We start from the raw sequence: 26,805 nt of genomic DNA on the forward strand, positions 1-26,805 counted from the left end.
GCGAAGCGCGGTGCGGGACTTGTGCATTTCATCCGTTGTGTAGACAACTCGTCGAATCTCCGGCGGAAACACGAAGAACGGTATGACGTGCTCCCATGCACGCTGCCACGACTGCACGATGGTCGGGTACTTCGCGCCCCAAGGGCCGTCAGCGAAGTCTTGCAGTGCCTGCCTTGCCGCCTCCTCGCTGGCGGCCGCGTAGATCGGGCGCAGCGCTGCGGCGAGCGCCTTACGGTCCTTGTAGCTGGCGTACTCGAGACTGTTGCGGATCAGATGCACGATGCAGGTCTGAACGGTCGTGCGGGGATAGGCTGCGCTGATGGCCTCGGCCCGCCCCTTCAGGCCATCGACGACGGCGATCAGGATGTCCTGACAGCCACGCGTCTTGAGTTCGTTGAACACCTTGAGCCAGAACTTGGCGCCCTCGGTCTGCTCGATCCAGAGGCCCAGCACGTCGCGCTGGCCGTCGGCCTGAATGCCCAAGGCCAGATAGACGGCCTTGTTGCTGACCACGCCGTCGTCGCGGATCTTGACGCGCAGCGCATCGAAGAACACCACTGGATACATCGTTTCGAGCCGGCGGCTTTGCCAGCTCAGCGCCTCGGCCATCACCTCGTCGGTGACCGAACTGATGAAGTCGGGAGACACCTCGGTGCCGTAGCTCTCAGCCAGAAAGGCCTGAATCTCGCGCACGCTCATGCCGCGGGCGTACATCGCGATGATGCGTTCGTCGAAGCCGGTGAAGCGGCGCTCGTGCTTGGGAATCAGGATCGGCTCGAAGCTGCCGTCGCGATCGCGGGGGACTTCGACCCGAACCGGGCCACGATCGGTGATGACCGTCTTGCCGCTGGCGCCGTTGCGCTCGTTGGCCTGACCGGGCGGCTTGGACTGGCCTGGTCGGTAGCCCAAATGCAGATTCATCTCGGCGCCCATCGCGCGCTCGATGACTGCCTTGTTGAACGCCAGCATCAGGTCCTGAACCTCGGCCGGCGTCATCGGCCCCTTGACCAACTGGTCCAGCAGTTCCTTGGGCAGTTCAGGCAGCGGCCCGCGGGCCGCTGCCTGACGCGCTACAGTTTGCCTTTTCTTCTTCATTGGCATATCCATGACTTTTACACCTCATGATATGCCCCGCCCACGAAATCACGGATAGGTCCGCGGCCTCCGTCTCCGCCAAAAGCGGTGACAAAGCCCCGTAAGTTCTCGGACTTGCGGGGCTTTTTCTTTTGGTTGTCACGTCGCCCCCCAATCCCCCTCGACTTCCCCCAAGCTCCCGCGCTAAATAGCGATATAGCCTCGCGCCCCTCAGCCGGAGTCCCGCCCCGCATGCATTCCGTCCTCACGCTTCTTTCGCATCGCCCCGTCGAAGGGCTCGTCGCCAACCACGCCGATTACGCGCACAGCCACGGCTACCGCCACGCGGTCGTCGACAGCGCGCACATCTACGGCGAGCGTCAACAAGTGCTTCACAAATACCACGCGATCATCGCGCAGCTCGCGGCGATGGAGCCGCAGGCATTGCTTCTCGTGCTCGACCCATTCTCCGTCGTACTGGCCCGGCACGCACTGCCGGAGATCGCCGACGGCTACGACGCGATCGTCACCACCCAGACGCCGACGTCGCCATTACCCGCGCCCAGCGGCATGATCTTCCGCAACGTCCCCGACGTTCGCGAGCGCTTGCGGCGTCTTACGGTCGAACTCGGCAAGTGGGCGATGCATCTGCCCGAGCGGCAGAACGAATGCGAAGCGACGCTGCTCGCCGAACACTTCCCGCCGTTGCCGTTCGATCAGCCGCTGTCGAACCGCCATTACGCATCGGCCCAGACCGTGTGGCGCGACGGCCATGCAATCGACGTGGTCGTGAGCGCGCGTCCGCTCGTCGCGCATCAGGCGCCCGAATGGCGGCAGATCGACGGCGTATGGGCGCCGACGCCCGACTACGACTTCCGCTACGTGCTCGCGCTCGTCGACGATGCGGCGCGCGTGCTGCATGGCGAACAGCCGCACGCGATGGCCGACTGGCGCGCCGCGCAACAGCGCACGCGCGAGCCGGTGCGGCATCTGAATCCGCAGGCGCGCATTGCATTCGTGAGCTTGCATACGTCGCACATCGCCGGCTACGGCGATCTGCACGAAGAGAACTTCGTTCGCTATTGCACGCGACACGGCTACGCGTACCACGCCTATCGCGAGCCGCCGTCGTTCCTGCCGCCCGGCGTCGACGCGAACTGGGCCAAGCTGCATCTGATTCGCGAACACCTGCCGCAGCACGACTTCGTGTTCTGGGTCGATGCCGACATCCTCGCGATCGACCAGCGTCAGCCGGTCGACGGCGTGATCGACGGCCGCGATTTCGTGATCGGCACCGATCACACGGCCTGGGCGATCAACTCCTGCATGATCGGCGTGCGCAACGTCGCGCCGATGCATGAACTGGTCGGCCGCATATGCGCCCGCATCGAGAGCTTCGACGACCGCTCGTCGGTATACGCGAGCGGCGGCGACCAGCAGGCGATCTACGCCGAACTGCTGGCGGCCGGCATGATCGATGCGCGCTACATCGTCGATGCGACGTCGCTCGCCTCGTCGCCGGTCTATGCGACGCGCGACAGCCGCTTCGTCCATTTCCCCGCGCAGCACAATCACTATCGCGCGGTGTCGATGCGAGTGTGGGATCGGCTGAGCCGCGAGCGCTGACACGACGCGCGGCCGCCGATGCCGCGCGTTGAAGCCAAAACGAAAGGGTGCCTGTAAGGATCGAGCGGCGCTCCGACCTCGCGCGCTGCGGCTCGTCGTTGCATGCACAGCAGCATGCTTCCGGAAAAAAATGCGGCGGCGCGCGCCCTCCGGCACGCCAGGTGCCCGTTCAATACGAAAAATTACGCATAAAAATCAGCGCTCTATCGGGCGAACGGAATTTCATGTTCTGTTGCGCTGCAAAAAATAATTAATCGCCTTATGCTGGTTAACCCGATAGCGCTTGAGCGGCATCAATCTTTGTTCTGATTCCGCTTTACATTTTGCCAACATTGTCGATCCACGAAATCTATCTATCGATTTGATTTCGTTCCTTCGTCGCGTCTGTTCCCGATGCAGCGCGCGACCCACCCAGGGCCTGTTGACATGCATGAGTTCCCCTTTCTGAGCCTGGCGATCTGGGCTCCGATCCTGTTCGGCGCGTGTTTGCTGCGCGCCGGTTCCGACGATCGCGTACATCGCATCAGAGTGATCGCGCTCGTCGGCGCCCTTGCCGGCCTGGCCGCGGTCGTGCCGCTCGTCGCCGGTTTCGACGCGCATTCGGCCGCGATGCAGTTCACCGAATCGCGCGACTGGCTGGCCGCTTTCCACGCCGGCTGGCGCGTGGGCATCGACGGTGCGTCGCTGTGGCTCGTCGTGTTGACGGCGTTCACGACGCCCGTCGTCGTGATCGCCTCGTGGGAGTCCGTCACGGTGCGCGTCGCGCAGTATTACGCGTCGTTCCTGATCCTCTCCGGGCTGATGGTCGGCGTGTTCGTCGCGCAGGACGGGCTGCTGTTCTTCATCTTCTTCGAAGCGACGCTGATCCCGCTGTATCTGCTGATCGGCACGTGGGGCAGCGAGCGTCGCGTCTACGCCGCGGTGAAGTTCTTCTTCATGTCGTTCGCCGGTTCGCTGTTGCTGCTGATGGCGATGCTGTACCTGTCGGCGAAGTCGCATACGTTCGACATGAACGCATGGCGCACGCTGCAGCTCGGCTTCACGCCGCAGCTGCTCGTGTTCCTCGGCTTCTTCGCCGCGTTCGCGGTCAAGGTGCCGATGTGGCCGGTTCACACGTGGCTGAGCGACGTCTACAAGGACGGCCCGACCGGCGCCGCGCTGATGCTCGCGATGCTCAAGCTCGGCGGCTACGGCTTCCTGCGCTTCGCGCTGCCGATCACGCCGGACGCGAGCCACTTCTTCGCGCCGGCCGTGATCGCGCTGTCGCTGTTCGCGATCGTCTACGCAAGCCTGATCGCGCTGGCGCAGACCGATCTCGGCAAGCTGCTCGCGTATTCGACGGTCGCGCACATGGGCATCGTCACGCTCGGGCTGTTCCTGTTCAACCGCATCGGCGTCGAAGGCGCGATCGTGCAGCTGGTGTCGTACGGCTTCGTCGCGGGCGCGATGCTGCTGTGCGTGAGCGTGCTGGTCGATCGCACGAAGCAGCGCGAGATCGCCGCGTACGGCGGCGTGGCCGGCGTGATGCCGCGCTTCGCGACCTTCTCGATGCTGTTCGCGATGGCGAACATCGGCCTGCCGGGCACCTCGGGCTTCGTCGGCGAGTTCATGGTCATCATGGGCGCGATCCGCATGAACTTCTGGATCGGCGCGATCGCGGCGCTGACGCTGATCCTCAGCGCGTCGTACACGCTGTGGATGGTCAAGCGCGTGATCTTCGGCAAGGTCGCGAGCCCGCGCATCGCGAAGCTCGCCGACCTCGGCCGGCGCGAGGTCGTGCTGTTCGCGTCGCTCGCGCTGATCGTGCTGATGGTCGGCGTCGATCCGAAGCCGTTTACCGACGCGATCGACCCGACGGTCGGGCGGCTGATCGAAGACGCGAGCCATTCGAAGCTGCCTGCCGGCGACGACGCCGCGCCGGCACGACCCGCCTACATGGCCGCCGCGCACGGCTGACCGGAGGAGGCCGCGCGCAGCGGCCGCCTCGTCAGACGAATGCGATGGTTGCGCGCACATCCAGTGGCGCGGCGCTTGTCGCGCCGGCTTCCGGCACGCGGCCGGCTGCGTGAAATTGCCCCGCGACAATGTGTCTCACATCGGATTTTGCAATGATGATTTGTCGTACATCAAGGTTTTTGCTTGCGTCCGGGCGACGTATGATGCGGCCACTTTCGTGGATCGAATGCGCATCGGGCATACGCAAACGGTTTCAATGACTCTCGGGCTGTGTGATGAAAAGAAGAGCTTCAAGAGGCTGGGCGGCGCTGATGTCAATCGGCGCGGCACTGAGCCTGTCAGGCTGTAATTTTGACGTACTTAATCCGAAAGGAAGCGTCGGCGCTGCCGAAAAGGCGCTGATCGCGACGTCGACATGGGCGATGCTGATCGTCGTCGTGCCGGTGATCCTGCTCACGCTGTACTTCGCGTGGCGTTATCGCGCGTCGAACCGCAACGCGACCTATGCGCCGCACTGGTCGCACTCGACCGCGATCGAAGTCGTGATCTGGACGGTCCCGACGCTGATCATCCTGTTCCTCGGCGTGCTCACGTGGAAGACCACGCACGAGCTCGATCCTTACAAGCCGCTCGAATCGGCGGTCAAGCCGATCGACGTCGAAGTCGTCGCGCTCGACTGGAAGTGGCTGTTCATCTATCCGGAGCTCGGCATCGCGTCGGTGAACCAGCTGGCGATTCCGGTCGGCACGCCGGTGAACTTCCGCATCACGTCGGACTCGGTGATGAATTCGTTCTTCATCCCGCAGCTCGGCGGCCAGGTGTACGCGATGGCCGGCATGCAGACGCGCCTGCATCTGATCGCCGACGAAGCCGGCGACTACGCGGGCACGTCGGCCAACTTCAGCGGCCGCGGCTTCTCCGACATGAAGTTCCGCACGCTCGCCGAGCCGCGCGAGCAGTTCGACGCGTGGGTGCAGAAGGTGAAGGCTTCGCCCGACCGGCTCGACGCCACCGTGTACGGCACGGTCGCGCAGCCGAGCGAGAAGGCGCCGGTGCGCTACTTCTCGTCGGTCGATCCGAAGCTGTTCCACAACATCATCGCGAAATACAACGATGGCCACGTCCTCGACCTGAAGGACGCCGCCTGCGGCACGAAGGGGTAACGCATGTTCGGCAAACTCACACTATCGGCGATCCCGTTCGATCAGCCCATCATCATGGGAGCCGGCGGCTTCATGGGGCTCGTCGTGCTGGGCATTCTCGCCGGCCTCACGATCACCGGCCGCTGGAAGTGGCTGTGGACGGAATGGTTGACGACGGTCGACCACAAGCGACTCGGCGTGATGTACATCATCGTCGCGCTGATCATGCTGCTGCGCGGCTTCGCCGACGCGATCATGATGCGCCTGCAGCTCGCGCTCGCGTACAACTCGCCCGGCTACCTGCCGCCGCATCACTATGACCAGGTCTTCACCGCCCACGGCGTGATCATGATCTTCTTCATGGCGATGGTGTTCATGGTCGGTCTGATGAACCTGATCGTGCCGCTGCAGATCGGCGCGCGCGACGTCGCGTTCCCGTTCATCAACTCGCTGTCGTTCTGGATGACGGCGGTCAGCGCGATCCTGATCAACGTGTCGCTCGTGATCGGCGAATTCGCGCAGACGGGCTGGCTCGCGTATCCGCCGTTGTCGGAGCTGCAGTTCAGTCCGGGGGTAGGGGTCGACTACTACCTGTGGGCGCTGCAGATCTCGGGCGTCGGCACGCTGCTGACCGGCGTGAACTTCTTCGTGACGATCCTGAAGATGCGCGCACCGGGCATGTCGCTGATGAAGATGCCGGTGTTCACGTGGACGGCGCTCTGCACCAACGTGCTGATCATGGCGTCGTTCCCGATCCTGACCGCGACGCTCGCGCTGCTCGGCCTCGACCGTTACCTCGGCATGCACTTCTTCACGAACGAAGCCGGCGGCAACGCGATGCTGTACCTGAACCTGATCTGGGCGTGGGGCCATCCGGAGGTGTACATCCTGATCCTGCCCGCGTTCGGCATCTTCTCGGAAGTCATCGCGACGTTCTCGAAGAAGCCGCTGTTCGGCTACAAGACGATGGTCTACGCGTCGTGCGCGATCATGGTGCTGTCGTTCCTCGTGTGGCTGCATCACTTCTTCACGATGGGTTCCGGTGCGAACGTGAACGCGTTCTTCGGGATCATGACGATGATCATCGCGATCCCGACCGGCGTGAAGGTGTTCAACTGGCTGTTCACGATGTATCGCGGCCGGATCGAATTCACGACGCCGGTGCTGTGGACGATCGGCTTCATGGTGACGTTCACGCTCGGCGGGATGACCGGTGTGATGATGGCGATCCCGGGCGCCGACTTCGTGCTGCACAACAGCCTGTTCCTGATCGCGCACTTCCATAACGTGATCATCGGCGGCGTGGTGTTCGGCTATCTCGCGGGCTTCAACTACTGGTTCCCGAAGGCGTTCGGCTTCAAGCTGAACGAGAAGCTCGGCAAGGCGGCGTTCTGGTTCTGGCAGATCGGCTTCTACGTCGCGTTCGTGCCGCTGTACGTGCTCGGCTTCATGGGCATGACGCGTCGTCTGAACCACTACGACAACCCGGCATGGCATCCGTGGCTGCTGGTCGCCGCGTTCGGCGCCGTGCTGATCGCGATCGGCATCGCGTGCCAGCTGCTGCAGCTCGTCGTCAGTATCCGCAACCGCAACCTGCCGGCCTATCGCGACACGACGGGCGACCCGTGGGGCGGCCGTACGCTGGAATGGGCGACCTCGTCGCCGCCGGCCGACTACAACTTCGCGGTGCTTCCGCAGGTGCGCACGCTCGACGCGTATGCCGACATGAAGGCGCGCGGCGACGCCCGGCCGAACCCGGCAGCGATCCGCGACATCCACATGCCGTCGAATACCTGCGCGGGCCTGGTGATCGCGATCTTCAGCCTGGTGCTCGGTTTCGCGCTGGTGTGGCACATCTGGTGGATGGCGATCGGCGGGCTGATCGGGATCGTCGCGACGCTGGTGATCTACAGCTCGCGCAATAACGACGGCTACTACATCCCGGCATCGAAGGTGCGCAAGATCGAAGAGAAGCAACCGGCGGCGCGCGTGTCGACGCGTGTCGACGTGGAACTGGAGGCCAACTGATGCTGCAGAAAACCTTGAGCGCAACCTTGCTCGAGCACGACGACCATCCGCCGTCGCACTCGGTGTTCGGCTTCTGGCTGTACCTGATGACGGACTGCGTTATCTTCGCGGCGCTGTTCGCGACCTTCGCGGTGCTGGGCAACCAGACCGCGGGCGGTCCGACCGCGAAGGACCTGTTCGACATCCCGGGCGTCGCGGTGGAAACCGCCGCGCTGCTGCTGTCGAGCATCACGTACGGCTTCGCGATGCTGGCCGGCTACAAGCAGCGGCGCGGTGCGCTGCTCGGGTGGCTCGCGGTCACGTTCGTGCTCGGCGCCGCGTTTCTCGCGATGGAGCTGCGCGAGTTCTCGCACCTGATCGCGGACGGCGCGGGCCCGCAGCGTAGCGCGTTCCTGTCGGCGTTCTTCACGCTGGTCGGCACGCACGGGCTGCACGTAACCGCCGGCCTGTTGTGGATGATCGTGCTGGCCGGACAGATCGTGCTGCGCGGCGGCGATCTGACCGATCGCGATCTGCGGCGCCTGACGTGCCTGAGCCTCTTCTGGCACTTCCTGGACATCGTCTGGATCTGCGTGTTTTCCTTTGTCTATCTCGCGAGCGTGATCTAAATGGCTCATTCGCATTCGTCTCAAATGGAAGAAGGGCACGGCAGCGTTGGCGGCTATTTCGCCGGTTTCATCCTGTCGGTGCTGCTGACGGCCGCGTCGTTCGGCCTCGTGTTGGGCGGCGTGCTGTCGCCGCATGCGTCGCTGATCGCGCTGGCCGCGCTCGCGTTCGTGCAGATCGTCGTGCACCTCGTGTACTTCCTGCACATGAACGGCTCGTCGGGCCAGCGCTGGAACGTGATGGCGTTCAGCTATACGGTGCTGACCGCGGCGATCCTGATCGTCGGCACGTTGTGGGTGATGCACAACGTCAGCATGAACATGATGTCGCGTTGAGCGACGGCGCGCCGCAGCGGATCTGCTGCGGCGCGCATCTCATGTAAGGAAGGGCGGCACGCGAGTGCCGCCTTTTTTCGTTCGGCGCGTGCAGTTCGCGCGGAACTCGGCGGCGAGGCGGCGCTTCGCGTTGTCCAGGCCCGCCGGGGAGTAGGGGCTCGCGTATGCGGGCCAGCCGGCCGGCGCAAATACTGGCGTCAATTGTTACGAGACGTTAGCTCGCATGTGCGGCTGCGATGCCGCGAATCAGTTCTTACAAAGTGGAAATATGCGGTGAGGCGGCTTGTCGCTATAGTCGAATCACACATCACACGACTCGAAGAGGATCCATGAAGACTTTGCGTGTTGCCTCGCTCTTGACCGGTATGACGGCCTTGCTCGTGTCGGGCGCAGCAATGGCGGGAGTCAACGTCGGTATCAACGTCGGCGTGCCGGCTCCCGTCTACGTCGCGCCGGCGCCGGTGTACGCGCCGCCTCCGCCGCCAGTCGTCTACCAGCCGGCACCGGTCTACGCACCGGCGCCCGTCTATGCGCCCGCGCCGGCCATCGTGATCGGCTGGCATGGCGACCGTTACTGGGATGGCCGCCGCTACTGGGGCCGCGACGAGTGGTATCGCCATCATGGCCGCGGCTGGGATCGCGGGCATGGGCACTGGGACAACGGGCGCCACAACGGCTGGCGGTGATTGGTTGAGGTGCGCCGAGTCGCTCGAGCGGCGCGAGCAGGTCGGGCGTCCGAGCACCGGAGCACCGACTGGCCGGGCACCCAAGCACCCGAACGTCGCGCTCCCAATGGCCGCGCGGCTGCGCGCCCCAAGCGCTCCAACGACACGCCCGCCCACCCGGCGAACCGCCCATCGGCACACCCGCCCACGGGCGGTTTTTCTTTGCCCGTGCGGACGTGCGCGCAGTTCCAGCCAAGCGTCGCTACGCCGCACGCAGGCCGCCATCTGGCTTGATGTCGACTTGAATGGGTAGAATCGACCCCGTTCCATCCCTCAATCGACCGACAGGGCCTCTATGACGAAGGGTTCGCGCCACGCTGCCGCCGCGTCCATCCGCTGCGGCGTCGCGCACGTGCTGCGCACGGCCGGCCGCAGCGCGGCCGTATGGGCAATACAGGCGGTGCTGGCCGCGACCGCCGCGCACGCCGCCTATGCGATCGCACAGTATGGCGAGCCGAAATATCCGCCGGGCTTCAAGCACTTCGACTATGTGAACGCCGACGCGCCGAAGGGCGGCACGCTCGTGCTCGCGAACCCGAACCGGCTGACGTCGTTCGACAAGTTCAATCCGTTCACGATGCGCGGCAATTCGGCGCCCGGCATCGACATGCTGTTCGAAAGCCTCGCGACCGGCAGCATGGACGAGCCGTCGTCCGCGTACGGGCTGCTCGCCGACGACATCGACATCGCCGCCGATCGCCGCTCGGTCACGTTCCACCTGAACCCGCGCGCGCGCTTCTCGAACGGCGATGCGGTCACAGCCGACGACGTCAAGTTCTCGTTCGACACGCTGAAGAGCAAGCAGGCCGCGCCGCAATTCGCCGCGTATTTCGCCGAGATCACGAAGGCGGTCGTGGTCGATCGCGCGACCGTGCGCTTCGAGTTTCGCAGCGCGAATCGCGAGTTGCCGCTGATCGCCGGCGGCGTGCCGGTGTTCTCCCGCAAGTGGGGCTTGCGCGCCGACGGTTCGCGCATCCCGTTCGACCAGCTCGCGTTCGAGCAGCCGATCGGCAGCGGCCCGTATCTGATCGAGCGCTACGACAACGGCCGCACGATCACGTACCGGCGCAATCCCGCGTACTGGGGCGCCGACCTGCCGGTGCGGGTCGGCACCAACAACTTCGAGCACATCGTCTACAAGCTGTACGGCGACGGCGTCGCGCGGCTGGAGGCCTTCAAGGCCGGCGAGTACGACGTGCTCGTCGAATACATCGCACGCAACTGGGCGCGCCGCGACGTCGGCAAGCGCTTCGACAGCGGCGAGCTCGTCAAGCGCGAATTCCGCCAGCACAACGGCGCGGGGATGCAGGGCTTCTTCATGAACCTGCGCCGGCCGCTGTTTCGCGACGTGCGCGTGCGTGAGGCGCTCGACCTCGCGTTCGACTTCGAATGGCTGAACCGCCAGTTGTTCTACGGCGCATACACGCGGCTCGACAGCTATTTTGCCGACACCGACCTGCAGGCGACCGGCACGCCGGGCGCGGGCGAGCTGAAGCTGCTCGAGCCGCTGCGCGCGCAGCTCGACCCGGCCGTGTTCGGCCCGATGGTCACGCAGCCGAGCACCAACCCGCCCGGTTCGCTGCGCGCGAATCTGCTGAAGGCGCGCACGCTCCTCGCGCAAGCCGGCTGGACCTATCGCGACGGCGCGCTGCGCAATGCGCAGGGCGAGCCGTTCAGGTTCGAGATCCTCGACGATTCGGGTGCCGCGATGGAAGGCATCGTGACCGCGTATCAGCGCAACCTCGCGAAGCTCGGCATCGACGCACGCTTTCGCACGGCCGACTACGCGCTGCTGCAAAAGCGGCTCGACGCGTTCGATTACGACATGACGACGGTGCGCCTGCCCGGCGTGCAGGTGCCGGGCGCCGAACAGTATTCGCGCTACGCGAGCAAGTTCGCCGACGAACCGGGCTCCGACAACCTGATCGGGCTGAAGTCGCCGGCCGTCGACGCATTGCTGCATGCGCTCGGCACCGCGCAGACACGCGACGAGCTGCTCGACGCGACTCACGCGCTCGACCGCGTGCTGATGCACGGCTATTACGCGGTGCCGCAGTGGTACAGCACCACCCACCGCATCGCGTACAAGCGCTCGCTCGGCTACCCGCAGACGCTGCCGCTGTACTATTCCGCCGAGGGCTGGGTCGTGTCGACGTGGTGGGCGAAGCCCGACCACTGAAGCCTGCCTGCCGTTCGTTCAACCCAGCCTATCGATCACGAGTCGCCGCCCTATGTGGAGCTACATCCTCAAACGTCTGCTGCTGATGATTCCGACGCTCGTCGGCGTGCTCACGCTCACCTTCGCCGTGATCCAGTTCGTGCCGGGCGGCCCGGTCGAACAGGCCGTGCAGGAATTGCGCAAGGGCGCCACGGGCGAGGGCGCGGTGCCGTTCGGCATGCGCGCGCATACCGGCGTCGACGCGCAGCAGCTCGCGCAGCTCAAGGCGCTGTACGGCTTCGACAAGCCGCCGCTCGAACGCTACTGGCTGATGCTCAAGCGCTTCGCGCGCTTCGATCTCGGCGACAGCTACTTCCGCCACCAGAGCGTCTGGTCGCTGATCGTGCAGAAGCTGCCGGTATCGATCAGCATCGGGCTGTGGACCTTCTTCCTCACGTATCTGATCTCGGTGCCGCTCGGCATCGCGAAGGCCGTGCGCAACGGCTCGCCGTTCGACGTCGCAACGAGCCTCGTCGTGCTGGTCGGCTATGCGATTCCCGGCTTCGTGCTCGGCGTGCTGCTGCTCGTGCTGTTCGGCGGCGGCTCGTTCTGGCAGCTGTTTCCGCTGCGCGGCCTCACGTCGGACAACTTCTCGCAGCTGTCGCTGCTCGGCAAGGTGCTCGACTATCTGTGGCACATCGCGCTGCCGATCACCGCATCGGTCGTCGGCAGCTTCGCGGTCATCACGATGCTCACGAAGAACGCGTTCCTCGACGAGATCCGCAAGCAGTACGTGCTCACGGCGCGCGCGAAGGGGCTCACCGAGCGCACGGTGCTGTGGAAGCACGTGTTCCGCAACGCGATGCTGCCGCTGATCGTCGGCTTTCCGGCCGCCTTCATCGGCGCGTTCTTCACCGGCAGCCTGCTGATCGAGACGCTGTTCTCGCTCGACGGCCTCGGGCTGCTGTCGTACGAATCGGTCGTGCGGCGCGACTATCCGGTCGTGCTCGGCACGCTGTACCTGTTCACGCTGATCGGGCTCGCGACCAAGCTCGTCTCCGACCTCTGCTACGTGTGGGTCGACCCGCGCATTCAATTCGAAAACCTGGAGCGCTGACATGAAACCGTCCGTTCGCACGCCGATCGCCGGCGCGCCTCTACGCCTGCCCGCGCGCGCCGGGCGAGGTGCGCGATGAGCCGGGCCATCGCGTCGTCCCGCATCGACGCCGCGCGGGCGCGCGTGTCGCCGTCGCCCGCGCGGCGTGTGTGGCAGCGCTTCCGCCAGCAACGGCTCGGCTACTGGAGCTTCGTGATCTTCGTCGTCGCATTCGCCGCGAGCCTCGCGGCGCCGCTGTGGTCCAACGACAAGCCGCTCGTCGTGCGCTATGACGGGCACACCTATTTCCCGATGTTCCATGCGTATCCGGAGACGACCTTCGGCGGCGACTTCCCGACGCCGGCCGATTATCTCGATCCGTACGTGCGCAAGCGCCTCGAAGCGCCGGGCAACTTCGCGATCTACCCGCCGAACCGCTATTACTACGACACGCTGAACTACTTCTCGAACGTGCCGAACCCCGCGCCGCCGTCGCGCGCGAACTGGCTCGGCACCGACGCGCAGGGCCGCGATCTGCTCGCGCGCCTCGTGTACGGGTTTCGCGTGTCGGTCGAGTTCGCGCTGATCCTCACCGCCATCGGCACGCTGCTCGGCATCGCCGCGGGCGCGGTGCAGGGCTTCTTCGGCGGCCGCATCGACATCGTCGGGCAGCGTCTGATCGAAATCTGGAGCTCGTTGCCGGAGCTGTATCTGCTGATCATCTTCGCGTCGATCTTCGAGCCGAGCTTCCTGCTGCTGATCGTGCTGCTGTCGCTGTTCGGCTGGATCGGCCTCGCCGACTACGTGCGCGCCGAATTCCTGCGCAACCGCACGCAGGACTACGTGCGCGCGGCCCGCGCGATGGGCCTCACGAACTGGCAGATCATCTGGCGCCACGTACTGCCGAACAGCATGACGCCGGTGATCACGTTTCTGCCGTTCCGGATGAGCGGCGCGATCCTCGCGCTCACGAGCCTCGATTTCCTCGGCCTCGGCGTGCCGCCGCCGACGCCGAGCCTCGGCGAACTGCTCGCGCAGGGCAAGGCCAATCTCGACGCGTGGTGGATCTCGCTGTCGACGTTCGGCGTGCTGGTCGCGACGCTGCTGTTGCTGACCTTCATGGGCGACGCACTGCGCAATGCGCTCGACACGCGGATCGCCGACTCGGTGCGCGCCGCAGGAGGCCAGCGATGAGCGCCATCGACGCCTCGCAGCCGGGCGAACCGCTGCTGTCGCTCGAGCATCTGCACGTTCGCTTCGGCGACACGGTGGCCGTCGAGGACGTGACGCTCGCTATCGGTCGCGGCGAGCGCGTCGCGCTGGTCGGCGAGTCGGGCTCGGGCAAGAGCGTGACCGCGCTGTCGATCCTGCGGCTGCTGCGGGATGCGGACGTGAGCGGCACCATCCGCTTCGCCGGGCAGGATCTCGCCGGCAAGAGCGAGCGCGAGATGCGCGGGCTGCGCGGCTCGGACATCGCGATGATCTTCCAGGAGCCGATGACGGCGCTCAATCCGCTGTACACGGTCGGCGCGCAGATCGCCGAGACGATCGTGCTGCACGACGGCGTGACGGCCGGCGAAGCGCGCAAGCGCACGATTGCGCTGCTCGCCCGCACCGGCATCGCGGAGCCCGAGAAGCGCGTCGACAGCTACCCGCACGAGCTGTCGGGCGGCCAGCGGCAGCGCGCGATGATCGCGATGGCGCTCGCCTGCCGGCCGCGCCTGCTGCTGGCCGACGAGCCGACCACCGCGCTCGACGTGACGATCCGCGCGCAGATCGTCGACCTGCTGCTCGAACTGCAGCGCGACGAGGCGGAAAAGCGCGGGATGGCGATCCTGCTGATCACGCACGATCTGAACCTCGTGCGGCGCTTCGCCGAGCGGGTCGCCGTGATGGAGCACGGCAGGCTGGTCGAGAGCGGGCCGGTGGAGCGGATCTTCGCGCAGCCCGAGCATCCGTATACGCAGCGGCTGCTGAACAGCCGGCCGCAGCGCACGGTCGCGCCGGTGCTGCCGATCGCGCCGGTCGTGCTCGACGCGCGCCACGTCAGCGTGCAATTCGCGCGCAAGCGGCCGGGGCTGGCCGGCTGGTTCGGGACGCTGCCGGTGACGGCGGTGGATGACGTGTCCGTGTCGGTGCGGCAGGGCGAGACGCTCGGGATCGTCGGCGAATCCGGCTCCGGAAAGTCGACGCTCGCGATGGCGCTGCTCGGGCTGCAACGGACGGTGGCCGGCGAGATCGAGTTCCAGGGGCGCGCGCTGTCGACCTATCGCGGCCGCGAACAGACCGCGCTGCGCTCGAACATGCAGGTCGTCTTTCAGGATCCATTCAGTTCGCTGTCGCCGCGTCAGACGATCGAGCGGATCGTCGGGGAGGGGCTCGAGTTGCATCGCCCGGAACTGAGCGCGGACGCGCGCCGCGCGAAGTCGCTGACGGTGCTGCGCGAAGTCGGCCTCGACCGCACGGTGCTGCATCGCTATCCGCACGAGTTCTCCGGCGGCCAGCGGCAGCGGATCGCGATCGCACGCGCGCTCGTGCTGGAGCCGCGCATCCTGATCCTCGACGAGCCGACTTCCGCGCTCGACGTGTCGATCCAGCAGCAGGTGCTGAAGCTGCTCGCGAATTTGCAACAGAAATACAACCTGGGCTATGTATTCATCAGCCACGATCTGGAGGTGATCGGCGCGATGGCGCACCGCGTCGCGGTGATGCAGGGCGGGGCGGTCGTCGAGTCCGGCGACGTGGCGGATATCTTCACGAGACCGTCACATCCTTACACACAAAAGCTGTTGAAAGCCGTCTGGAAAGCATGATAGCGGGTCCAATGGTCCAACCATCTCGATTGTATTTTTTAATTTGTTTTGACAAACGATTACGCGCTGGCTAGTATCGACCGAAATTTTCCGCCAATCAGCTGATTTTTAAGCAAATTCCATCGACCAATGCAGCATCGATCCCTGTCCCAGGCATGTGTGCGCACCGTCGCCGGGCTGTTCATCGGCGCCCTGATCGCAGCAGCTCCCGGCGCGTTCGCCGACGAAGTCAGCAGTTTCAATCAGAATGTCAGCAATTCGACTCAAATCGGGTCGACTTCCCTCCAGCAGACCTCTGCGCAGCCGGCTAGCGGCGGCGCGAAGTCGTTCCTGTCCGGCATGGCGGGCAAGGCGGGCGACGTCGTGGTCAGCGCGCTGAACATGATCGGCGTGCGCTATCGCTGGGGCGGCAATTCGCCGGACTCCGGCCTCGATTGCAGCGGCTTCGTGCGCTACGTGTTCCAGGATACGCTCGGCATGTCGCTGCCGCGTCGCGCGGAAGAAATGAGCCGCGTCGGCGAGAAGGTCAGCATGAGCAACCTGAAGCCGGGCGATCTCGTGTTCTTCAACACGATGCGCCGCACGTTCTCGCACGTCGGCATCTACATCGGCGACAACAAGTTCGTGCATTCGCCGTCGACCGGCAGCACCGTGCGCGTCGACGATCTCGACAGCGGCTACTGGGAAAAGCGTTTCACCGGCGCGCGCCGGCTCGAATCGACGTTTCCGATGAACGCCGAGGATCTGCGCCAGCGCGTGCGCGCCACGATCGGCGACGACGCCGCGAACGGCAGCAACTGATCGTTCGTCAGGTCGAAAGAAACCCTGTCACCGAAAGGCGACAGGGTTTTTTGCTTTTGGGGCCGCGTGAGCGGCGGGCGCCGTGCGCGCTCATGCGGCCACGCCGCCGCGCGCGGCCGCGAGCTTGCGCTGCAGTTCGGGCATGATGCGCGCCACCGCTTCCTCGCCCGCGAGGATCGCCGCGTTGCGCTGATTGAAGTCGCTGCCGCCCATCGCGGCGAGATTCGGGCGGATCACGACGTCCGCATACTTGTCGAGCTCGTAGGTCTTGATCGTCTGGCCCATGATCGTGAAGGTCTGCAGCAGCATCTCGATCGGGTTGTCGGTCGCCGCGCCGTCCGGCCGCGACGAGATGTCCACCGCGATCACGAAGCTCGCGCCCATCTTGCGGGCGAACGACGCGGGCACCGGGCTCACGAGGCCGCCGTCGACGTATTCGCGGTTGCCGATCTTCACGGGCTCGAACACCGACGGCACGCTGCACGACGCGCGCACCGCGAGCCCCGTGTTGCCCTGCTGGAACAGGATCGGCTGACCGTTCTGCAGGTCGGTCGCGACGACGCCGAGCGGTTTGGCCATCTTCTCGATCGGCCGGTTGTTCAGCGTCTTGTTCAGGAAGTTCTGCAGCGCGATGCCCTGCAGCAGCCCGCGCGAGCGGAACGGCAGCGCCCAGTCGCTGATCGCGGCCTGATCCATGTCGAGCGCGATCTTGTTGATCTGCAGCCCGCTCATGCCCGACGCGTACAGCGCGCCGACCACCGAGCCCGCGCTGGTGCCGGCGACGAGGTCGATCGGGATGCCGCGCGCCTCGAGCGCCTTCAGCACGCCGATGTGCGAAAAACCGCGGGCGGCGCCGCCGCCGAGCGCGATGCCGATCTTCACGGGCTTCTGCGCGGTCGCGGCATTGTCGGGACGGGACTTCTCGCCGAACGACGTGCATGCGGCGAGAGTGGCGGACGCGCATGCGATCGTGAAGTGGCGGCGCGACAGGCGAGGGGACGACATCGAATGATTCTCCGGCGGCTGGGTGGCGGGCCTTGCGGCCCGCGGCGGCGATGGATTGCGAGCGGCCGCGCGGGGCAATCCGGGCGGCCGGCGCCGCGCCCGCGGGCGGTGGCGGCGCGCACATCATAAAGCAAGCGGTGCGCTTGGCGCGCAGACCGGCGCGAGTATAATTCCGGCTTCTTTCCCGTTCCGGGCGCGGCCGGCCCCGTCGTTGTGCGGTTTGCCGCCGTCGTCCCGCGTCGAATCATTCATGCGCCCCAGGCGTTCGAGTTACCGTTTATGACCCGTCCTGTCCGTACCCGCTTCGCACCGAGTCCAACCGGCTTCATCCACCTCGGCAACATCCGCTCCGCGCTCTATCCGTGGGCGTTCGCCCGCAAGATGAAGGGCACGTTCGTGCTGCGTATCGAGGATACCGACGTCGAGCGCTCGTCGCAGGAAGCCGTCGACGCGATCCTCGAAGGGATGCAATGGCTCGGCCTCGATTTCGACGAAGGTCCGATCTACCAGATGCAGCGCATGGATCGCTATCGCGAGGTGCTGGCGCAGATGCTCGAACAGGGCCTCGCTTACCCGTGCTACATGTCGGCCGAGGAGCTCGATGCGCTGCGCGAACGCCAGCGCGCGGCCGGCGAGAAGCCGCGCTATGACGGCACGTGGCGCCCGGAGCCTGGCAAGGTGCTGCCCGAGCCGCCGGCCGGCGTGAAGCCGGTGCTGCGCTTCCGCAACCCGCTGACCGGCACGGTCGTGTGGGACGACGCGGTGAAGGGGCGTGTCGAGATCTCGAACGAGGAGCTCGACGACCTCGTGATCGCGCGTCCGGACGGCACGCCGATCTACAACTTCTGCGTGGTCGTGGACGACATGGACATGAACATCACGCACGTGATCCGTGGCGACGACCATGTGAACAACACGCCGCGCCAGATCAACATCCTGCGCGCGCTCGGCGGCGAGCCGCCCGTCTACGCGCACCTGCCGACCGTGCTGAACGAGCAGGGCGAGAAGATGAGCAAGCGCCACGGCGCGATGAGCGTGATGGCGTATCGCGACGCGGGTTTCCTGCCGGAGGCCGTCGTCAACTATCTCGCGCGCCTCGGCTGGTCGCACGGCGACGCGGAAATCTTCTCGCGCGAACAGTTCGTCGAGTGGTTCGATCTCGAGCACCTGGGCAAGTCGCCCGCGCAGTACGACCACAGCAAGCTGAGCTGGCTGAACGCGCACTACATCAAGGAAGCCGACAACGCACGCCTCGCCGCGCTCGCGAAGCCGTTCCTCGACGTGCTCGGCATCGACGACGCGGCGATCGCGACCGGCCCCGCGCTCGACGCGGTGATCGGCCTGATGAAGGACCGCGCGACGACGGTCAAGGAAATCGCGGAAGGCGCTGCGATGTTCTATCGCGTCCCGGCGCCCGACGCCGATGCGCTCGCGCAGCACGTGACCGACGCGGTGCGCCCGGCGCTGGCCGATCTCGCAGCCGCGCTGAAGGCCGCCGACTGGACCAAGGAAGCGGTATCGGCAGCGTTGAAGGCGACGCTCGCGACGCACAAGCTGAAGATGCCGCAGCTTGCGATGCCGGTCCGGCTGCTGGTGGCGGGTACCACGCATACGCCGTCGATCGACGCGGTGCTCGTGCTGTTCGGCCGCGACGCGGTCGTATCGCGTATCGAGGCCGCGCTGGCTTGAGGTTGGGGCGGCGCGAGGCTGCCGTCCGGCGACCCGATGGCGGCTTCGCAAAAAATTTCGCGCCAATCGCAAAAAGGGTATTTACAAGTTCAAATTCGGTCCATATAATCTCATTTCTGTTCTGCAAGGGGGTATAGCTCAGCTGGGAGAGCGCTTGCATGGCATGCAAGAGGTCAGCGGTTCGATCCCGCTTACCTCCACCATCAGAACAAAACAAATTGATTTGCGAAGCGCTGGTAGTAATAAATGCTTCACAAAAAGATTTAAAGCAGTTAGAATTTCGGCCTTCGCTGTTGACGGTAAGTGAATAGCGAAAGTCAGACAGATCTGAAAAGATCATGTCCCCTTCGTCTAGAGGCCTAGGACATCACCCTTTCACGGTGAGTACAGGGGTTCGAATCCCCTAGGGGACGCCAGAATTTAGCGGCGTTTCGTAGAAGTGTCGCGAGGCTTGCAGGAACGTAACCGACGTCCTGCGGGTAACGGTGCAGAAAGTTGGAGCGGTAGTTCAGTCGGTTAGAATACCGGCCTGTCACGCCGGGGGTCGCGGGTTCGAGTCCCGTCCGCTCCGCCAGAACGAAGCCCGTTCAAGACGTATTTGAGCGGGCTTTTGTATTAAGGATGTAAGCAGTACGTTGTCCCCTTCGTCTAGAGGCCTAGGACATCACCCTTTCACGGTGAGTACAGGGGTTCGAATCCCCTAGGGGACGCCAGATTCAGCGGCGTTTCGTAGAAGTGTCGCAGCGCTTGCAGGGCGTGAACGAGGTCCTGCAGGTGGTGATGAAGAAAGCTGGAGCGGTAGTTCAGTTGGTTAGAATACCGGCCTGTCACGCCGGGGGTCGCGGGTTCGAGTCCCGTCCGCTCCGCCAGAACGAAGCCCGTTCAAAGAACGTATTTGAACGGGCTTTTTCGTTAAAGATGTAAGCAGTACGTTGTCCCCTTCGTCTAGAGGCCTAGGACATCACCCTTTCACGGTGAGTACAGGGGTTCGAATCCCCTAGGGGACGCCAGATTTCGGCGTCGTTCGAACAAACGATGCGCCGGCAGGAAGTAACCGACGCCTGCCAGGCAAGAAGCAAGACTGGAGCGGTAGTTCAGTCGGTTAGAATACCGGCCTGTCACGCCGGGGGTCGCGGGTTCGAGTCCCGTCCGCTCCGCCAGAAAATGAAGAAGCCCGCCTCGTGCGGGCTTTTTCATTTGCGTGTTCCACGCGTGCCGCGCTTGCGGGCGCCTTGATCCTCATCGCCGCTCCGAGAAATTCGCGATTGCATCCGCCGACGACTGCGCTATCGTGGCGGAGTGCGATCTCGACCCAAGCGCGATGCTCGATCCGACCGACCTGCGACTGCTGTATCAGCTCCGACCTGCGGAGTCCGGCGATTTCCCGTTTGCCGAGGCGCTCACGCACGGCAACATGGGCGCCTATTACAAGCGCCATGGGCTCGTGTGGCGCAGCGACCTGTTCTACGCGAGCTGGCGCGAATCCGAGAACTTCATCCTGGAAGCCGACGGCGAGCGCATCGGCGTGCTGCGCGTGACCGAGGAGGGCGATTCGCTGCATATCCGCGACGTGCAGATCGCCGCCGGTCATCGAGGGCAGGGCGCCGGCACCTACATGCTCGACATGTCGCATCGCTGGGCACGCGCGCGCGGCCTGCACGAACTGCAGTTGCGCGTGTTCGTCGACAACCCGGCCGCCCGCCTTTATCAGCGCATGGGCTATCGCGTCACCGGGCCGCGCCCGGCGCAGCTCGGCTCGATCCGGCACATGGTACGCGCGGTCTGAGCGCACGCACCCGGCACACCGTGCGAGTTACCCGATCGTGTCGAGCGCACCGCGGCCGTCGGTGTCGTCCTCGTCATCATCTGCGGCCGGCACGCGGTCTTCCGTGCCGCGATGCTCGAAGCCGCGCAGCATGAACGCGCGCGGGCTTTCGCCGAATGCACGGCGGAACATCGCCGAAAACGCGCTCTGGCTCTGGTAGCCGAGCTCGCGCGCGACATGCGACAGCGCGCGCCCCTGGTTCAACAGCGGAATCGCCCGCGCGAGCAGCGCCTGCTGCCGCCACTGCGAAAAACTGACGCCCAGCTCCTGCTTGAACAGCCGCGAAATCGTGCGCGTGCTCGCGCCGACCTCGCTCGCCCAATGCTCGAGCGACTCCGCATGCGCCGGCTGCGCGAGCACCGACTCGCACAGCATGCGCAGCCGCTTTTCTTCCGGCATCGGCACCGCGAGCGGCAGCGGTTCGGCATGGCTCAGCTCGTCGAGCACGAGCCCGCACAAGAGCCGCTCGCGCGCGCTGCTCAGCGCGCGGGCATCGAGCGCGACGATCAGCTCGCGCAACAGGCCCGTGACCTCGACGACTCGGCATGCGTCGAGCCCGTCCGGCACGATCGATTCGTCGAGATAGACCGTGCGCAGGTACGCCTCCTCGACGATCACGACCTCGTGCGTCACGTGCGGCGGCACCCAGATCGCGCGCGACGGCGGCACCATCCAGGTCGTGCCGGTCGTGGCGACCCGCAGCACGCCGCGCGACGCATACGCGAGCTGCGCCCATGCATGCGTGTGCCGCGGAATCCGCCGGCCCGCGTCGACCTGCCGCGCGCGCACGCGCATCGGGTGCACGCGGGTCGGTGCGAATTCGGGCGGAATGTCGATGACGTCGTACGGGTTCGATGCGTCGGCTTGGGCGGGCGGATTCATGGGCGATTCGGTCGGCGCGGCTGCGATGCCGTTATTTTAGAAGGCGCCGCGCAGGCGCATGCGGCGGTTTTTCAGCTGATAATGACCGGCCCGAATGAACTTTGTATGGAGCTGCGCGCATTCCGTCCGGCGTAACGCACGCCGTCGCCGCGACGCCCCGGCCATACCAGAATCGAAGAGGAGAACCACGATGCGCCATGTATTCGTCTACGGCACGTTGCGAGCAGGCGAGGCCAACGACATCGGCCATGCGGCCGCGCGCCACGGCATCCCTGCGCCCACGCTCCTCGGAGCCATCGCGCTGCCCGGCGAACTGTACGATTTCGGCACTTATCCAGGCATGGTGGCCGGTGCGGCCGGTCAGTCGCTCGTGTGGGGCGACGTGTACGCGGTCGACGAACTGTTGCTGCCCGTGCTCGACGAGATCGAACGCGTCTATCCCGGCGTCGACACGTTGTTCCGGCAGGAACCGGTGACCGTCGAACTCGGCGGCCGAGCCTATGCGTGCGTGTACTACCCGGTCGCCGCGCATGCGGCCGCCGACCGCCCGCGCATCGCGTCCGGCGACTGGGTCCAGCATCGCCGCGAGCGCGAAGCGGCCTGAGCCTGCGCGCCGCGCACGCGCACGCTCCCGCTCACGCGGCCAGCGAAAAAAAAGCGCCCCGCGGGGCGCCTGGTCCAGCCGGCCGCCGTGTCGCACGGCCGGCGGCGGCCTGGCGGCGTCGGCCGGATCCCGCAGGATCCGGCCGCGCGGTCAGATTTCCTCGTACAGCGGCAGCGTCAGGAATTCGGTGAAGCCTTCCGACGTCGACATCTGTTCGAAGATCGCCGCGGCCCGCTCGTACGGCTGCGTGTTGCCGCCGACCGAGCGCTTCACGTTCTCCAGCTCGGCCTTCGTGTATTCGCGCACGAGCTCGGCGGTCACCTTGCGGCCGTCGTCGAGTACGCCCTTCGGCGAGCGGATCCACTGCCATACCTGCGAGCGCGAGATTTCCGCGGTGGCTGCGTCTTCCATCAGGTTGTGGATCGGCACGCAGCCGTTGCCGTCGAGCCACGCGCCGAGGTAGTGGATGCCGACGTTGATGTTGTTGCGCAGGCCGGCTTCGGTGATCGGCGCTTCCGGCTGGAAATCGAGCAGGTTGCGGCCTTCGATCTGCACGTCGTCGCGCTGCTTGCCGATCTGGTTCGGCTTGTCGCCGAGCACCTTGACGAATTCCTCCATCGCGATCGGCACCAGGCCCGGATGCGCGACCCAGCCACCGTCGTAGCCGTCGGTCGCGTCGCGCTGCTTGTCCGAGCGCACGCCGCCCATCGCCTTGTCGTTCGCTTCCGGATCGTTCTTGATCGGAATCAGCGCGCTCATCCCGCCGATCGCCGGCGCGTTGCGCTTGTGGCAGGTCTTCAGCAGCAGCAGCGCGTATGCGCGCATGAACGGCACCGTCATCGTGATCTTCGAGCGATCGGCCAGGCAGAAGTCGCGGTCATTCTTGAACTTCTTGATCGCCGAGAAGATGTAGTCCCAGCGGCCGGCGTTCAGGCCCGAGCTGTGTTCACGCAGTTCGTACAGGATCTCGTCCATCTCGAACGCGGCGAGGATCGTCTCGATCAGCACCGTCGCGCGGATCGTGCCGCGCGGGATGCCGACCGCTTCCTGCGCGGCGACGAAGATGTCGTTCCACAGGCGCGCCTCGAGATGGCTTTCCATCTTCGGCAGATAGAAGTATGGGCCCGAGCCGCGCGCAATCAGTTCCTTCGCGTTGTGGAACAGGTACAGCGCGAAATCGAAGATCCCGCCAGACACGCGCTGGCCGTCGACCGTCACGTGCTTTTCGTCGAGGTGCCAGCCGCGCGGACGCACGATCAGCGTCGCGACCTTGTCGTTCAGCTTGTAGGACTTGCCGTTCTGCTCGAGCGAGATCGTGCGGCGCACCGCGTCCTTCAGGTTGATCTGGCCGTCGATCTGGTTGGTCCAGCTCGGCGCGTTCGAATCCTCGAAGTCGGTCATGTACGAGTCCGCGCCCGAATTCAGCGCGTTGATGATCATCTTGCGCTCGACGGGGCCGGTGATTTCGACACGGCGGCATTGCAGGTCGGCCGGCAGCGGCGCGACCTTCCAGTCGCCTTCGCGGATCGCCTTCGTATCGGCGAGGAAATCGGGGCGCTCGCCGGCGTCGAGGCGCTTCGTGCGCTCGACGCGCGCCTGCAGCAGCGCCTGGCGACGCGGCTCGAATGCGCGATGCAGCGCCGCGACGACGGCGAGCGCGTCGGGCGTCAGGATCGCTTCGTAGCCCGGCTTGATTTCGCCGGTGATCGCCATGCCTTGCGGCAGCGTGATCGGGGTGCTCATGAGTGTCATCTCCTTGGTCGGTCAGTTGCGGTTTCGGTGAAAGGGTGAGGCGGCAGCGCGGCGCGCGTCATGCGCCCGGGCCGGGGCGCGCGCGGTTGGCCGGTCTGCCGGACGAAGCCGGGGTGGCGAGGAATGCGAGCAGGTCGGCCATGCCGCTGCCGGTGCCGTCGGGCGACACGCCGAGCTCGTCGGCGGGCGCGCCGGTGCGGTTCAGCCAGAACGTCGTGTAGCCGAACCAGGCGGCGCCCGCGACGTCCCACGCGTTCGACGACACGAACACGAGCTCGCGCGGCCGCGCGCCGAAGGCGGTGGTGCCGAGCGCATACGCGAGCGGGCTCGGCTTGTACGCGCGCACGGTGTCGGCGGACAGCACGCGATCGAACAGGCCGGCCATGCCGGCGCTCTTGACCGCGATGTCGAGCATGTCGGGGTTGCCGTTCGACAGGATCGCGAGCGCCGGGCGCGGTTCGAGCGCGCGCAACCGGCGCAGCGCGGGCACCGTGTCGGGATAGGTCGACAGGCATGCGTATTGGTCCATCAGCCGCTTTTCGGCCGCGCTGTTCAGCGCGAGGCCGAGCGCGCGTGCGGCGAAGCGCAGCGCGTCGAGCGTGATGTCGCGAAACGGGCGATAGCGCGCGCCGGCCGGATCGGCGAGCGTGCGCAACTGCGAATATTCGATCTGCTTGCGCCGCCACAGCTGCGACAGCCGGTCGCCGTGACCGGGAAACATCTGCTCGGCCGCGGCCACGACCGCATGCACGTCGAACAACGTGCCGAATGCGTCGAACAGGATGGCGGCGGGAGAGGAGAGTGTCGTTGTGGCCGACATAGCCTTGCGCTCCAGTTTCAGAGGTCGAATCGATTCTATTCGTGATCGCTGCTTCTAAAAAAGACGCGAATCATCACTTGATTTTTTACTTTCACATACATAATCTTGGTCGCTCAGACGAATTGAAGGGCGGCGGCGCCGTCGCCCGTTGCGAGTCATGGACCGGTTCAAGCAGATCGAAACGTTCGCCGCGGTCGCGGCGAAGGGCAGCCTGTCGGCGGCCGCGCACGCGGAGGGCGTCGCGCCGGCGATCATCGGCCGCCGCCTCGACGCGCTCGAGGAGCGGCTCGGCGTGAAGCTGCTGGTGCGCACGACACGCAAGCTCACGCTGACCTTCGAAGGCTCGGCGTTCCTCGAGGATTGCCAGCGGATCATCAACGACATGCAGAACGCCGAAGCCAGCGTGTCGGCGGGCGGCGTGAAGGCGAGCGGCCATCTGCGCATCTCCGCGCCGGCGGGCTTCGGGCGGCGTCACGTCGCGCCGCTCGTGCCGGAGTTCAGCGGCGCGCATCCGGACGTATCGGTCACGCTCGACCTGTCCGACCGGATGGTCGACCTCGTCAACGAAGGGTTCGATTGCGCGGTGCGGCTCGGCGAGCTGCCCGATTCGTCGCTGGTGTCGCTGAAACTGGGCGAGAACCGCCGCGTGTGCGTCGCGTCGCCCGCGTATCTCGCGCGCCGCGGCACGCCGGCGACGCTCGCCGAGCTCGCGCGCCACAACTGCCTGGCGCTTGCCGCCAACGCGAACCAGCAGCGCGGCTGGACGTTCCAGGAGGACGGCAAGGTCGTGTCGATCCGCGTGAGCGGCACGATGGAGTGCTCGGACGGCGCGGTGCTGCACGAATGGTGTCTCGCCGGCTACGGCCTCGCCTGGCGCTCGTGGTGGGAGGTCGGCGACGACGTCGCGGCCGGCCGTCTGGTCAGCGTGCTCGACGCGTTCGCGGCGCCGCCGATCGGCATCCATGCGGTGTTTCCGCAGCGCCGCCATTTGCCGTTGCGCGTGCGGCTCTTTCTCGACTATCTGAAGCACACGTACGAACGGCCGGGGTATTGGGGCGCATAGGGCGCATGGCATGCTGCCGCGTCGTCCCGCGCGTTTCCGATATGAGGGCGAACCCGCTGCCGGCGTCGGCAGCCGGGTTTCGCGCACTACAATCGAAGCTGGCGTGCGCGACGTTCCGCGGCGGCTTGGCTCGCGGACGCGGCGCGCGCGGTCCGACTGACGCAGGAGGGCGCGATGTTCCGGCACATCCTCGTTCCAACTGACGGCTCCGAGCTGTCGCAGAAGGCGATCGACGGCGCGATCGATCTCGCGCGTGCGGTCGGCGCGCGCGTCACCGCCTATGCGTGCCTGCCGCAGTACCCGTACTCGCCGTTTTCCGAGGTGATCATCGAGCCGCCGGCCGATTTCCGGGCCCGCAGCGAGCGCGAGGCGCGCGCGCATCTCGACGACGTGCAGGCCGCCGCGAAGGCGGCCGGCGTCGCATGCGACAGCTGGACGAGCGTGCATCCGTCGCCGTACCTCGGCATCATCGAGGCGGCCGAGCGCGGCGGCTGCGACGTGATCTTCATGGCGTCCCACGGACGTCGCGGGCTCGGCAGCCTGCTGATCGGCAGCGAAACGCAACGCGTGCTGACCCATACGAAAATTCCGGTGATCGTCTATCGGTAACGGCGGCGGCCTCGGCGCTACGGCCGTACGACCGTACGACCGTACGACCGTACGACCGTACGACCGCGCCGAAAAAGGGCGCGCCGGACCAGGCCGGCGCGCGTCGTTGCAGGCGGCCGAAGCCGCGCGGCCGGTCGCGCGACTTTCGTCGCGCGCCTGCCGTCTCCTCCCTGATTGTTGTCCGGTGCGGTGCTGG

At 65.9% G+C, this 26,805-nt stretch carries 22 protein-coding genes, 7 tRNA genes and 1 pseudogene; 24 read left to right on the top strand and 6 right to left on the bottom strand.

What is annotated here, in order from left to right; translation table 11 throughout:
• A pseudogene (locus AK36_RS18985) lies at window positions 1-1,101 on the bottom strand (IS256 family transposase); the annotation flags it as partial.
• Window positions 1,102-1,326: 225 nt separating this feature from the next.
• On the opposite strand from AK36_RS18985, the gene AK36_RS18990 reads away from it, so the two are divergent.
• Window positions 1,327-2,700, top strand: a complete 1,374-nt coding sequence (locus tag AK36_RS18990) for a glycosyltransferase family protein (protein WP_045578968.1) — start codon at window positions 1,327-1,329, stop codon at window positions 2,698-2,700.
• Window positions 2,701-3,126: 426 nt separating this feature from the next.
• Window positions 3,127-4,656, top strand: a complete 1,530-nt coding sequence (locus AK36_RS18995; RefSeq protein ID WP_014723252.1) for a complex I subunit 4 family protein — start codon at window positions 3,127-3,129, stop codon at window positions 4,654-4,656.
• 31 nt (window positions 4,657-4,687) lie between these two features.
• Here the strand turns inward: AK36_RS18995 and AK36_RS31410 are convergent, their stop codons facing one another.
• Window positions 4,688-4,897, bottom strand: coding sequence for a hypothetical protein (locus tag AK36_RS31410; protein ID WP_080484203.1), 210 nt, complete (start codon window positions 4,895-4,897; stop codon window positions 4,688-4,690).
• A gap of 34 nt (window positions 4,898-4,931) precedes the next feature.
• Here AK36_RS31410 and cyoA point away from each other — a divergent pair, with 34 nt between their 5' ends.
• The 10 genes from cyoA (at window position 4,932) to AK36_RS19045 (ending at window position 16,360) form a co-directional block, all read left to right on the top strand.
• Window positions 4,932-5,819, top strand: a complete 888-nt coding sequence (gene cyoA / locus AK36_RS19000) for a ubiquinol oxidase subunit II (RefSeq protein ID WP_011885191.1) — start codon at window positions 4,932-4,934, stop codon at window positions 5,817-5,819.
• A 3-nt stretch (window positions 5,820-5,822) separates the two neighbouring features.
• Complete coding sequence (gene cyoB / locus AK36_RS19005; RefSeq protein WP_011885190.1) at window positions 5,823-7,826, top strand: cytochrome o ubiquinol oxidase subunit I; 2,004 nt, start codon at window positions 5,823-5,825, stop codon at window positions 7,824-7,826.
• The gene (gene cyoC / locus AK36_RS19010) at window positions 7,826-8,434 is read left to right on the top strand and encodes a cytochrome o ubiquinol oxidase subunit III (RefSeq protein WP_011885189.1); all 609 of its coding nucleotides are present in this window, start codon (window positions 7,826-7,828) and stop codon (window positions 8,432-8,434) included. The genes cyoB and cyoC overlap by 1 nt, the downstream gene beginning before the upstream one ends.
• Window positions 8,435-8,767: a cytochrome o ubiquinol oxidase subunit IV gene (gene cyoD, locus AK36_RS19015; protein WP_011885188.1), complete on the top strand. Its 333-nt coding sequence runs from the start codon at window positions 8,435-8,437 to the stop codon at window positions 8,765-8,767.
• A 329-nt stretch (window positions 8,768-9,096) separates the two neighbouring features.
• Window positions 9,097-9,453, top strand: coding sequence for a hypothetical protein (locus AK36_RS19020; protein WP_011885187.1), 357 nt, complete (start codon window positions 9,097-9,099; stop codon window positions 9,451-9,453).
• A gap of 334 nt (window positions 9,454-9,787) precedes the next feature.
• A complete protein-coding gene (locus tag AK36_RS19025) occupies window positions 9,788-11,671 on the top strand; it encodes an extracellular solute-binding protein (RefSeq protein ID WP_011885186.1) in 1,884 nt (627 codons plus the stop codon).
• 52 nt (window positions 11,672-11,723) lie between these two features.
• Window positions 11,724-12,767 carry a microcin C ABC transporter permease YejB gene (locus AK36_RS19030; protein WP_011885185.1) on the top strand — a complete coding sequence of 348 codons (1,044 nt, stop codon included), beginning with the start codon at window positions 11,724-11,726 and terminating at the stop codon, window positions 12,765-12,767.
• A 75-nt stretch (window positions 12,768-12,842) separates the two neighbouring features.
• Window positions 12,843-13,940 carry an ABC transporter permease gene (locus AK36_RS19035; protein ID WP_011885184.1) on the top strand — a complete coding sequence of 366 codons (1,098 nt, stop codon included), beginning with the start codon at window positions 12,843-12,845 and terminating at the stop codon, window positions 13,938-13,940.
• Window positions 13,937-15,559, top strand: a complete 1,623-nt coding sequence (locus AK36_RS19040; RefSeq protein WP_011885183.1) for an ABC transporter ATP-binding protein — start codon at window positions 13,937-13,939, stop codon at window positions 15,557-15,559. Before AK36_RS19035 ends, AK36_RS19040 begins: the two co-directional genes overlap by 4 nt.
• A 129-nt stretch (window positions 15,560-15,688) precedes the next feature.
• Window positions 15,689-16,360 carry a C40 family peptidase gene (locus AK36_RS19045; protein ID WP_011885182.1) on the top strand — a complete coding sequence of 224 codons (672 nt, stop codon included), beginning with the start codon at window positions 15,689-15,691 and terminating at the stop codon, window positions 16,358-16,360.
• A 90-nt stretch (window positions 16,361-16,450) separates the two neighbouring features.
• On the opposite strand, the gene AK36_RS19050 is transcribed toward AK36_RS19045, so the two are convergent.
• Window positions 16,451-17,365: a patatin-like phospholipase family protein gene (locus tag AK36_RS19050; protein ID WP_011885181.1), complete on the bottom strand. Its 915-nt coding sequence runs from the start codon at window positions 17,363-17,365 to the stop codon at window positions 16,451-16,453.
• A gap of 279 nt (window positions 17,366-17,644) precedes the next feature.
• On the opposite strand from AK36_RS19050, the gene gltX reads away from it, so the two are divergent.
• From gltX to AK36_RS19095, 9 genes are all read left to right on the top strand, one after another.
• Window positions 17,645-19,054, top strand: coding sequence for a glutamate--tRNA ligase (gltX, locus tag AK36_RS19055; protein ID WP_045578969.1), 1,410 nt, complete (start codon window positions 17,645-17,647; stop codon window positions 19,052-19,054).
• A gap of 127 nt (window positions 19,055-19,181) precedes the next feature.
• A tRNA-Ala gene (locus AK36_RS19060) sits at window positions 19,182-19,257 on the top strand.
• Between the two features lie 137 nt (window positions 19,258-19,394).
• Window positions 19,395-19,470, top strand: a tRNA-Glu gene (locus tag AK36_RS19065).
• Window positions 19,471-19,551: 81 nt separating this feature from the next.
• Window positions 19,552-19,628 (top strand) — tRNA-Asp (locus AK36_RS19070).
• Window positions 19,629-19,691: 63 nt separating this feature from the next.
• Window positions 19,692-19,767, top strand: a tRNA-Glu gene (locus AK36_RS19075).
• 79 nt (window positions 19,768-19,846) lie between these two features.
• Window positions 19,847-19,923, top strand: a tRNA-Asp gene (locus tag AK36_RS19080).
• A 65-nt stretch (window positions 19,924-19,988) separates the two neighbouring features.
• A tRNA-Glu gene (locus tag AK36_RS19085) sits at window positions 19,989-20,064 on the top strand.
• A gap of 73 nt (window positions 20,065-20,137) precedes the next feature.
• Window positions 20,138-20,214, top strand: a tRNA-Asp gene (locus AK36_RS19090).
• Between the two features lie 161 nt (window positions 20,215-20,375).
• A complete protein-coding gene (locus AK36_RS19095) occupies window positions 20,376-20,840 on the top strand; it encodes a GNAT family N-acetyltransferase (protein ID WP_011885179.1) in 465 nt (154 codons plus the stop codon).
• 27 nt (window positions 20,841-20,867) lie between these two features.
• Here AK36_RS19095 and AK36_RS19100 read toward each other — a convergent pair whose 3' ends face one another.
• Window positions 20,868-21,761 (bottom strand): AraC family transcriptional regulator, encoded by an 894-nt coding sequence (locus AK36_RS19100; protein WP_011885178.1) that lies wholly within the window; start codon window positions 21,759-21,761, stop codon window positions 20,868-20,870.
• Between the two features lie 190 nt (window positions 21,762-21,951).
• Between AK36_RS19100 and AK36_RS19105 the strand changes: the two genes are divergently transcribed.
• Entirely contained in the window at window positions 21,952-22,365 is a 414-nt protein-coding gene (locus AK36_RS19105) for a gamma-glutamylcyclotransferase family protein (protein WP_045578970.1), read from the top strand.
• A 150-nt stretch (window positions 22,366-22,515) separates the two neighbouring features.
• On the opposite strand, the gene aceB is transcribed toward AK36_RS19105, so the two are convergent.
• Together aceB and AK36_RS19115 are read right to left on the bottom strand one after the other, a co-directional pair.
• A complete protein-coding gene (gene aceB / locus AK36_RS19110) occupies window positions 22,516-24,108 on the bottom strand; it encodes a malate synthase A (protein ID WP_034195300.1) in 1,593 nt (530 codons plus the stop codon).
• 67 nt (window positions 24,109-24,175) lie between these two features.
• Window positions 24,176-24,937: a haloacid dehalogenase type II gene (locus AK36_RS19115; protein ID WP_045578971.1), complete on the bottom strand. Its 762-nt coding sequence runs from the start codon at window positions 24,935-24,937 to the stop codon at window positions 24,176-24,178.
• Between the two features lie 157 nt (window positions 24,938-25,094).
• Between AK36_RS19115 and AK36_RS19120 the strand changes: the two genes are divergently transcribed.
• Together AK36_RS19120 and AK36_RS19125 are read left to right on the top strand one after the other, a co-directional pair.
• A complete protein-coding gene (locus tag AK36_RS19120) occupies window positions 25,095-26,000 on the top strand; it encodes a LysR family transcriptional regulator (protein ID WP_011885174.1) in 906 nt (301 codons plus the stop codon).
• A gap of 174 nt (window positions 26,001-26,174) precedes the next feature.
• On the top strand, window positions 26,175-26,609 hold the full coding sequence (locus AK36_RS19125) for a universal stress protein (protein ID WP_011885173.1): 435 nt from the start codon (window positions 26,175-26,177) through the stop codon (window positions 26,607-26,609).
• Window positions 26,610-26,805 lie beyond the last annotated feature (196 nt).

The sequence above is a fragment of the Burkholderia vietnamiensis LMG 10929 genome (assembly GCF_000959445.1).
Lineage (GTDB): Bacteria > Pseudomonadota > Gammaproteobacteria > Burkholderiales > Burkholderiaceae > Burkholderia > Burkholderia vietnamiensis.

Bases quoted from the DNA above. Each gene is read 5' to 3' on its own strand.
- AK36_RS31410 (WP_080484203.1), bottom strand. From the start codon at position 4,897: ATGCCCGATGCGCATTCGATCCACGAAAGTGGCCGCATCATACGTCGC.
- aceB (WP_034195300.1), bottom strand. From the start codon at position 24,108: ATGAGCACCCCGATCACGCTGCCGCAAGGCATGGCGATCACCGGCGAA.
- AK36_RS19045 (WP_011885182.1), top strand. From the start codon at position 15,689: ATGCAGCATCGATCCCTGTCCCAGGCATGTGTGCGCACCGTCGCCGGG.
- AK36_RS19100 (WP_011885178.1), bottom strand. From the start codon at position 21,761: ATGAATCCGCCCGCCCAAGCCGACGCATCGAACCCGTACGACGTCATC.
- AK36_RS19105 (WP_045578970.1), top strand. From the start codon at position 21,952: ATGCGCCATGTATTCGTCTACGGCACGTTGCGAGCAGGCGAGGCCAAC.
- AK36_RS19035 (WP_011885184.1), top strand. From the start codon at position 12,843: ATGAGCCGGGCCATCGCGTCGTCCCGCATCGACGCCGCGCGGGCGCGC.
- AK36_RS18990 (WP_045578968.1), top strand. From the start codon at position 1,327: ATGCATTCCGTCCTCACGCTTCTTTCGCATCGCCCCGTCGAAGGGCTC.
- AK36_RS19050 (WP_011885181.1), bottom strand. From the start codon at position 17,365: ATGTCGTCCCCTCGCCTGTCGCGCCGCCACTTCACGATCGCATGCGCG.
- cyoA (WP_011885191.1), top strand. From the start codon at position 4,932: ATGAAAAGAAGAGCTTCAAGAGGCTGGGCGGCGCTGATGTCAATCGGC.
- AK36_RS19125 (WP_011885173.1), top strand. From the start codon at position 26,175: ATGTTCCGGCACATCCTCGTTCCAACTGACGGCTCCGAGCTGTCGCAG.
- gltX (WP_045578969.1), top strand. From the start codon at position 17,645: ATGACCCGTCCTGTCCGTACCCGCTTCGCACCGAGTCCAACCGGCTTC.
- AK36_RS19120 (WP_011885174.1), top strand. From the start codon at position 25,095: ATGGACCGGTTCAAGCAGATCGAAACGTTCGCCGCGGTCGCGGCGAAG.
- AK36_RS19095 (WP_011885179.1), top strand. From the start codon at position 20,376: ATGCTCGATCCGACCGACCTGCGACTGCTGTATCAGCTCCGACCTGCG.
- cyoC (WP_011885189.1), top strand. From the start codon at position 7,826: ATGCTGCAGAAAACCTTGAGCGCAACCTTGCTCGAGCACGACGACCAT.
- cyoD (WP_011885188.1), top strand. From the start codon at position 8,435: ATGGCTCATTCGCATTCGTCTCAAATGGAAGAAGGGCACGGCAGCGTT.
- AK36_RS18995 (WP_014723252.1), top strand. From the start codon at position 3,127: ATGCATGAGTTCCCCTTTCTGAGCCTGGCGATCTGGGCTCCGATCCTG.
- cyoB (WP_011885190.1), top strand. From the start codon at position 5,823: ATGTTCGGCAAACTCACACTATCGGCGATCCCGTTCGATCAGCCCATC.
- AK36_RS19040 (WP_011885183.1), top strand. From the start codon at position 13,937: ATGAGCGCCATCGACGCCTCGCAGCCGGGCGAACCGCTGCTGTCGCTC.
- AK36_RS19115 (WP_045578971.1), bottom strand. From the start codon at position 24,937: ATGTCGGCCACAACGACACTCTCCTCTCCCGCCGCCATCCTGTTCGAC.
- AK36_RS19025 (WP_011885186.1), top strand. From the start codon at position 9,788: ATGACGAAGGGTTCGCGCCACGCTGCCGCCGCGTCCATCCGCTGCGGC.
- AK36_RS19030 (WP_011885185.1), top strand. From the start codon at position 11,724: ATGTGGAGCTACATCCTCAAACGTCTGCTGCTGATGATTCCGACGCTC.
- AK36_RS19020 (WP_011885187.1), top strand. From the start codon at position 9,097: ATGAAGACTTTGCGTGTTGCCTCGCTCTTGACCGGTATGACGGCCTTG.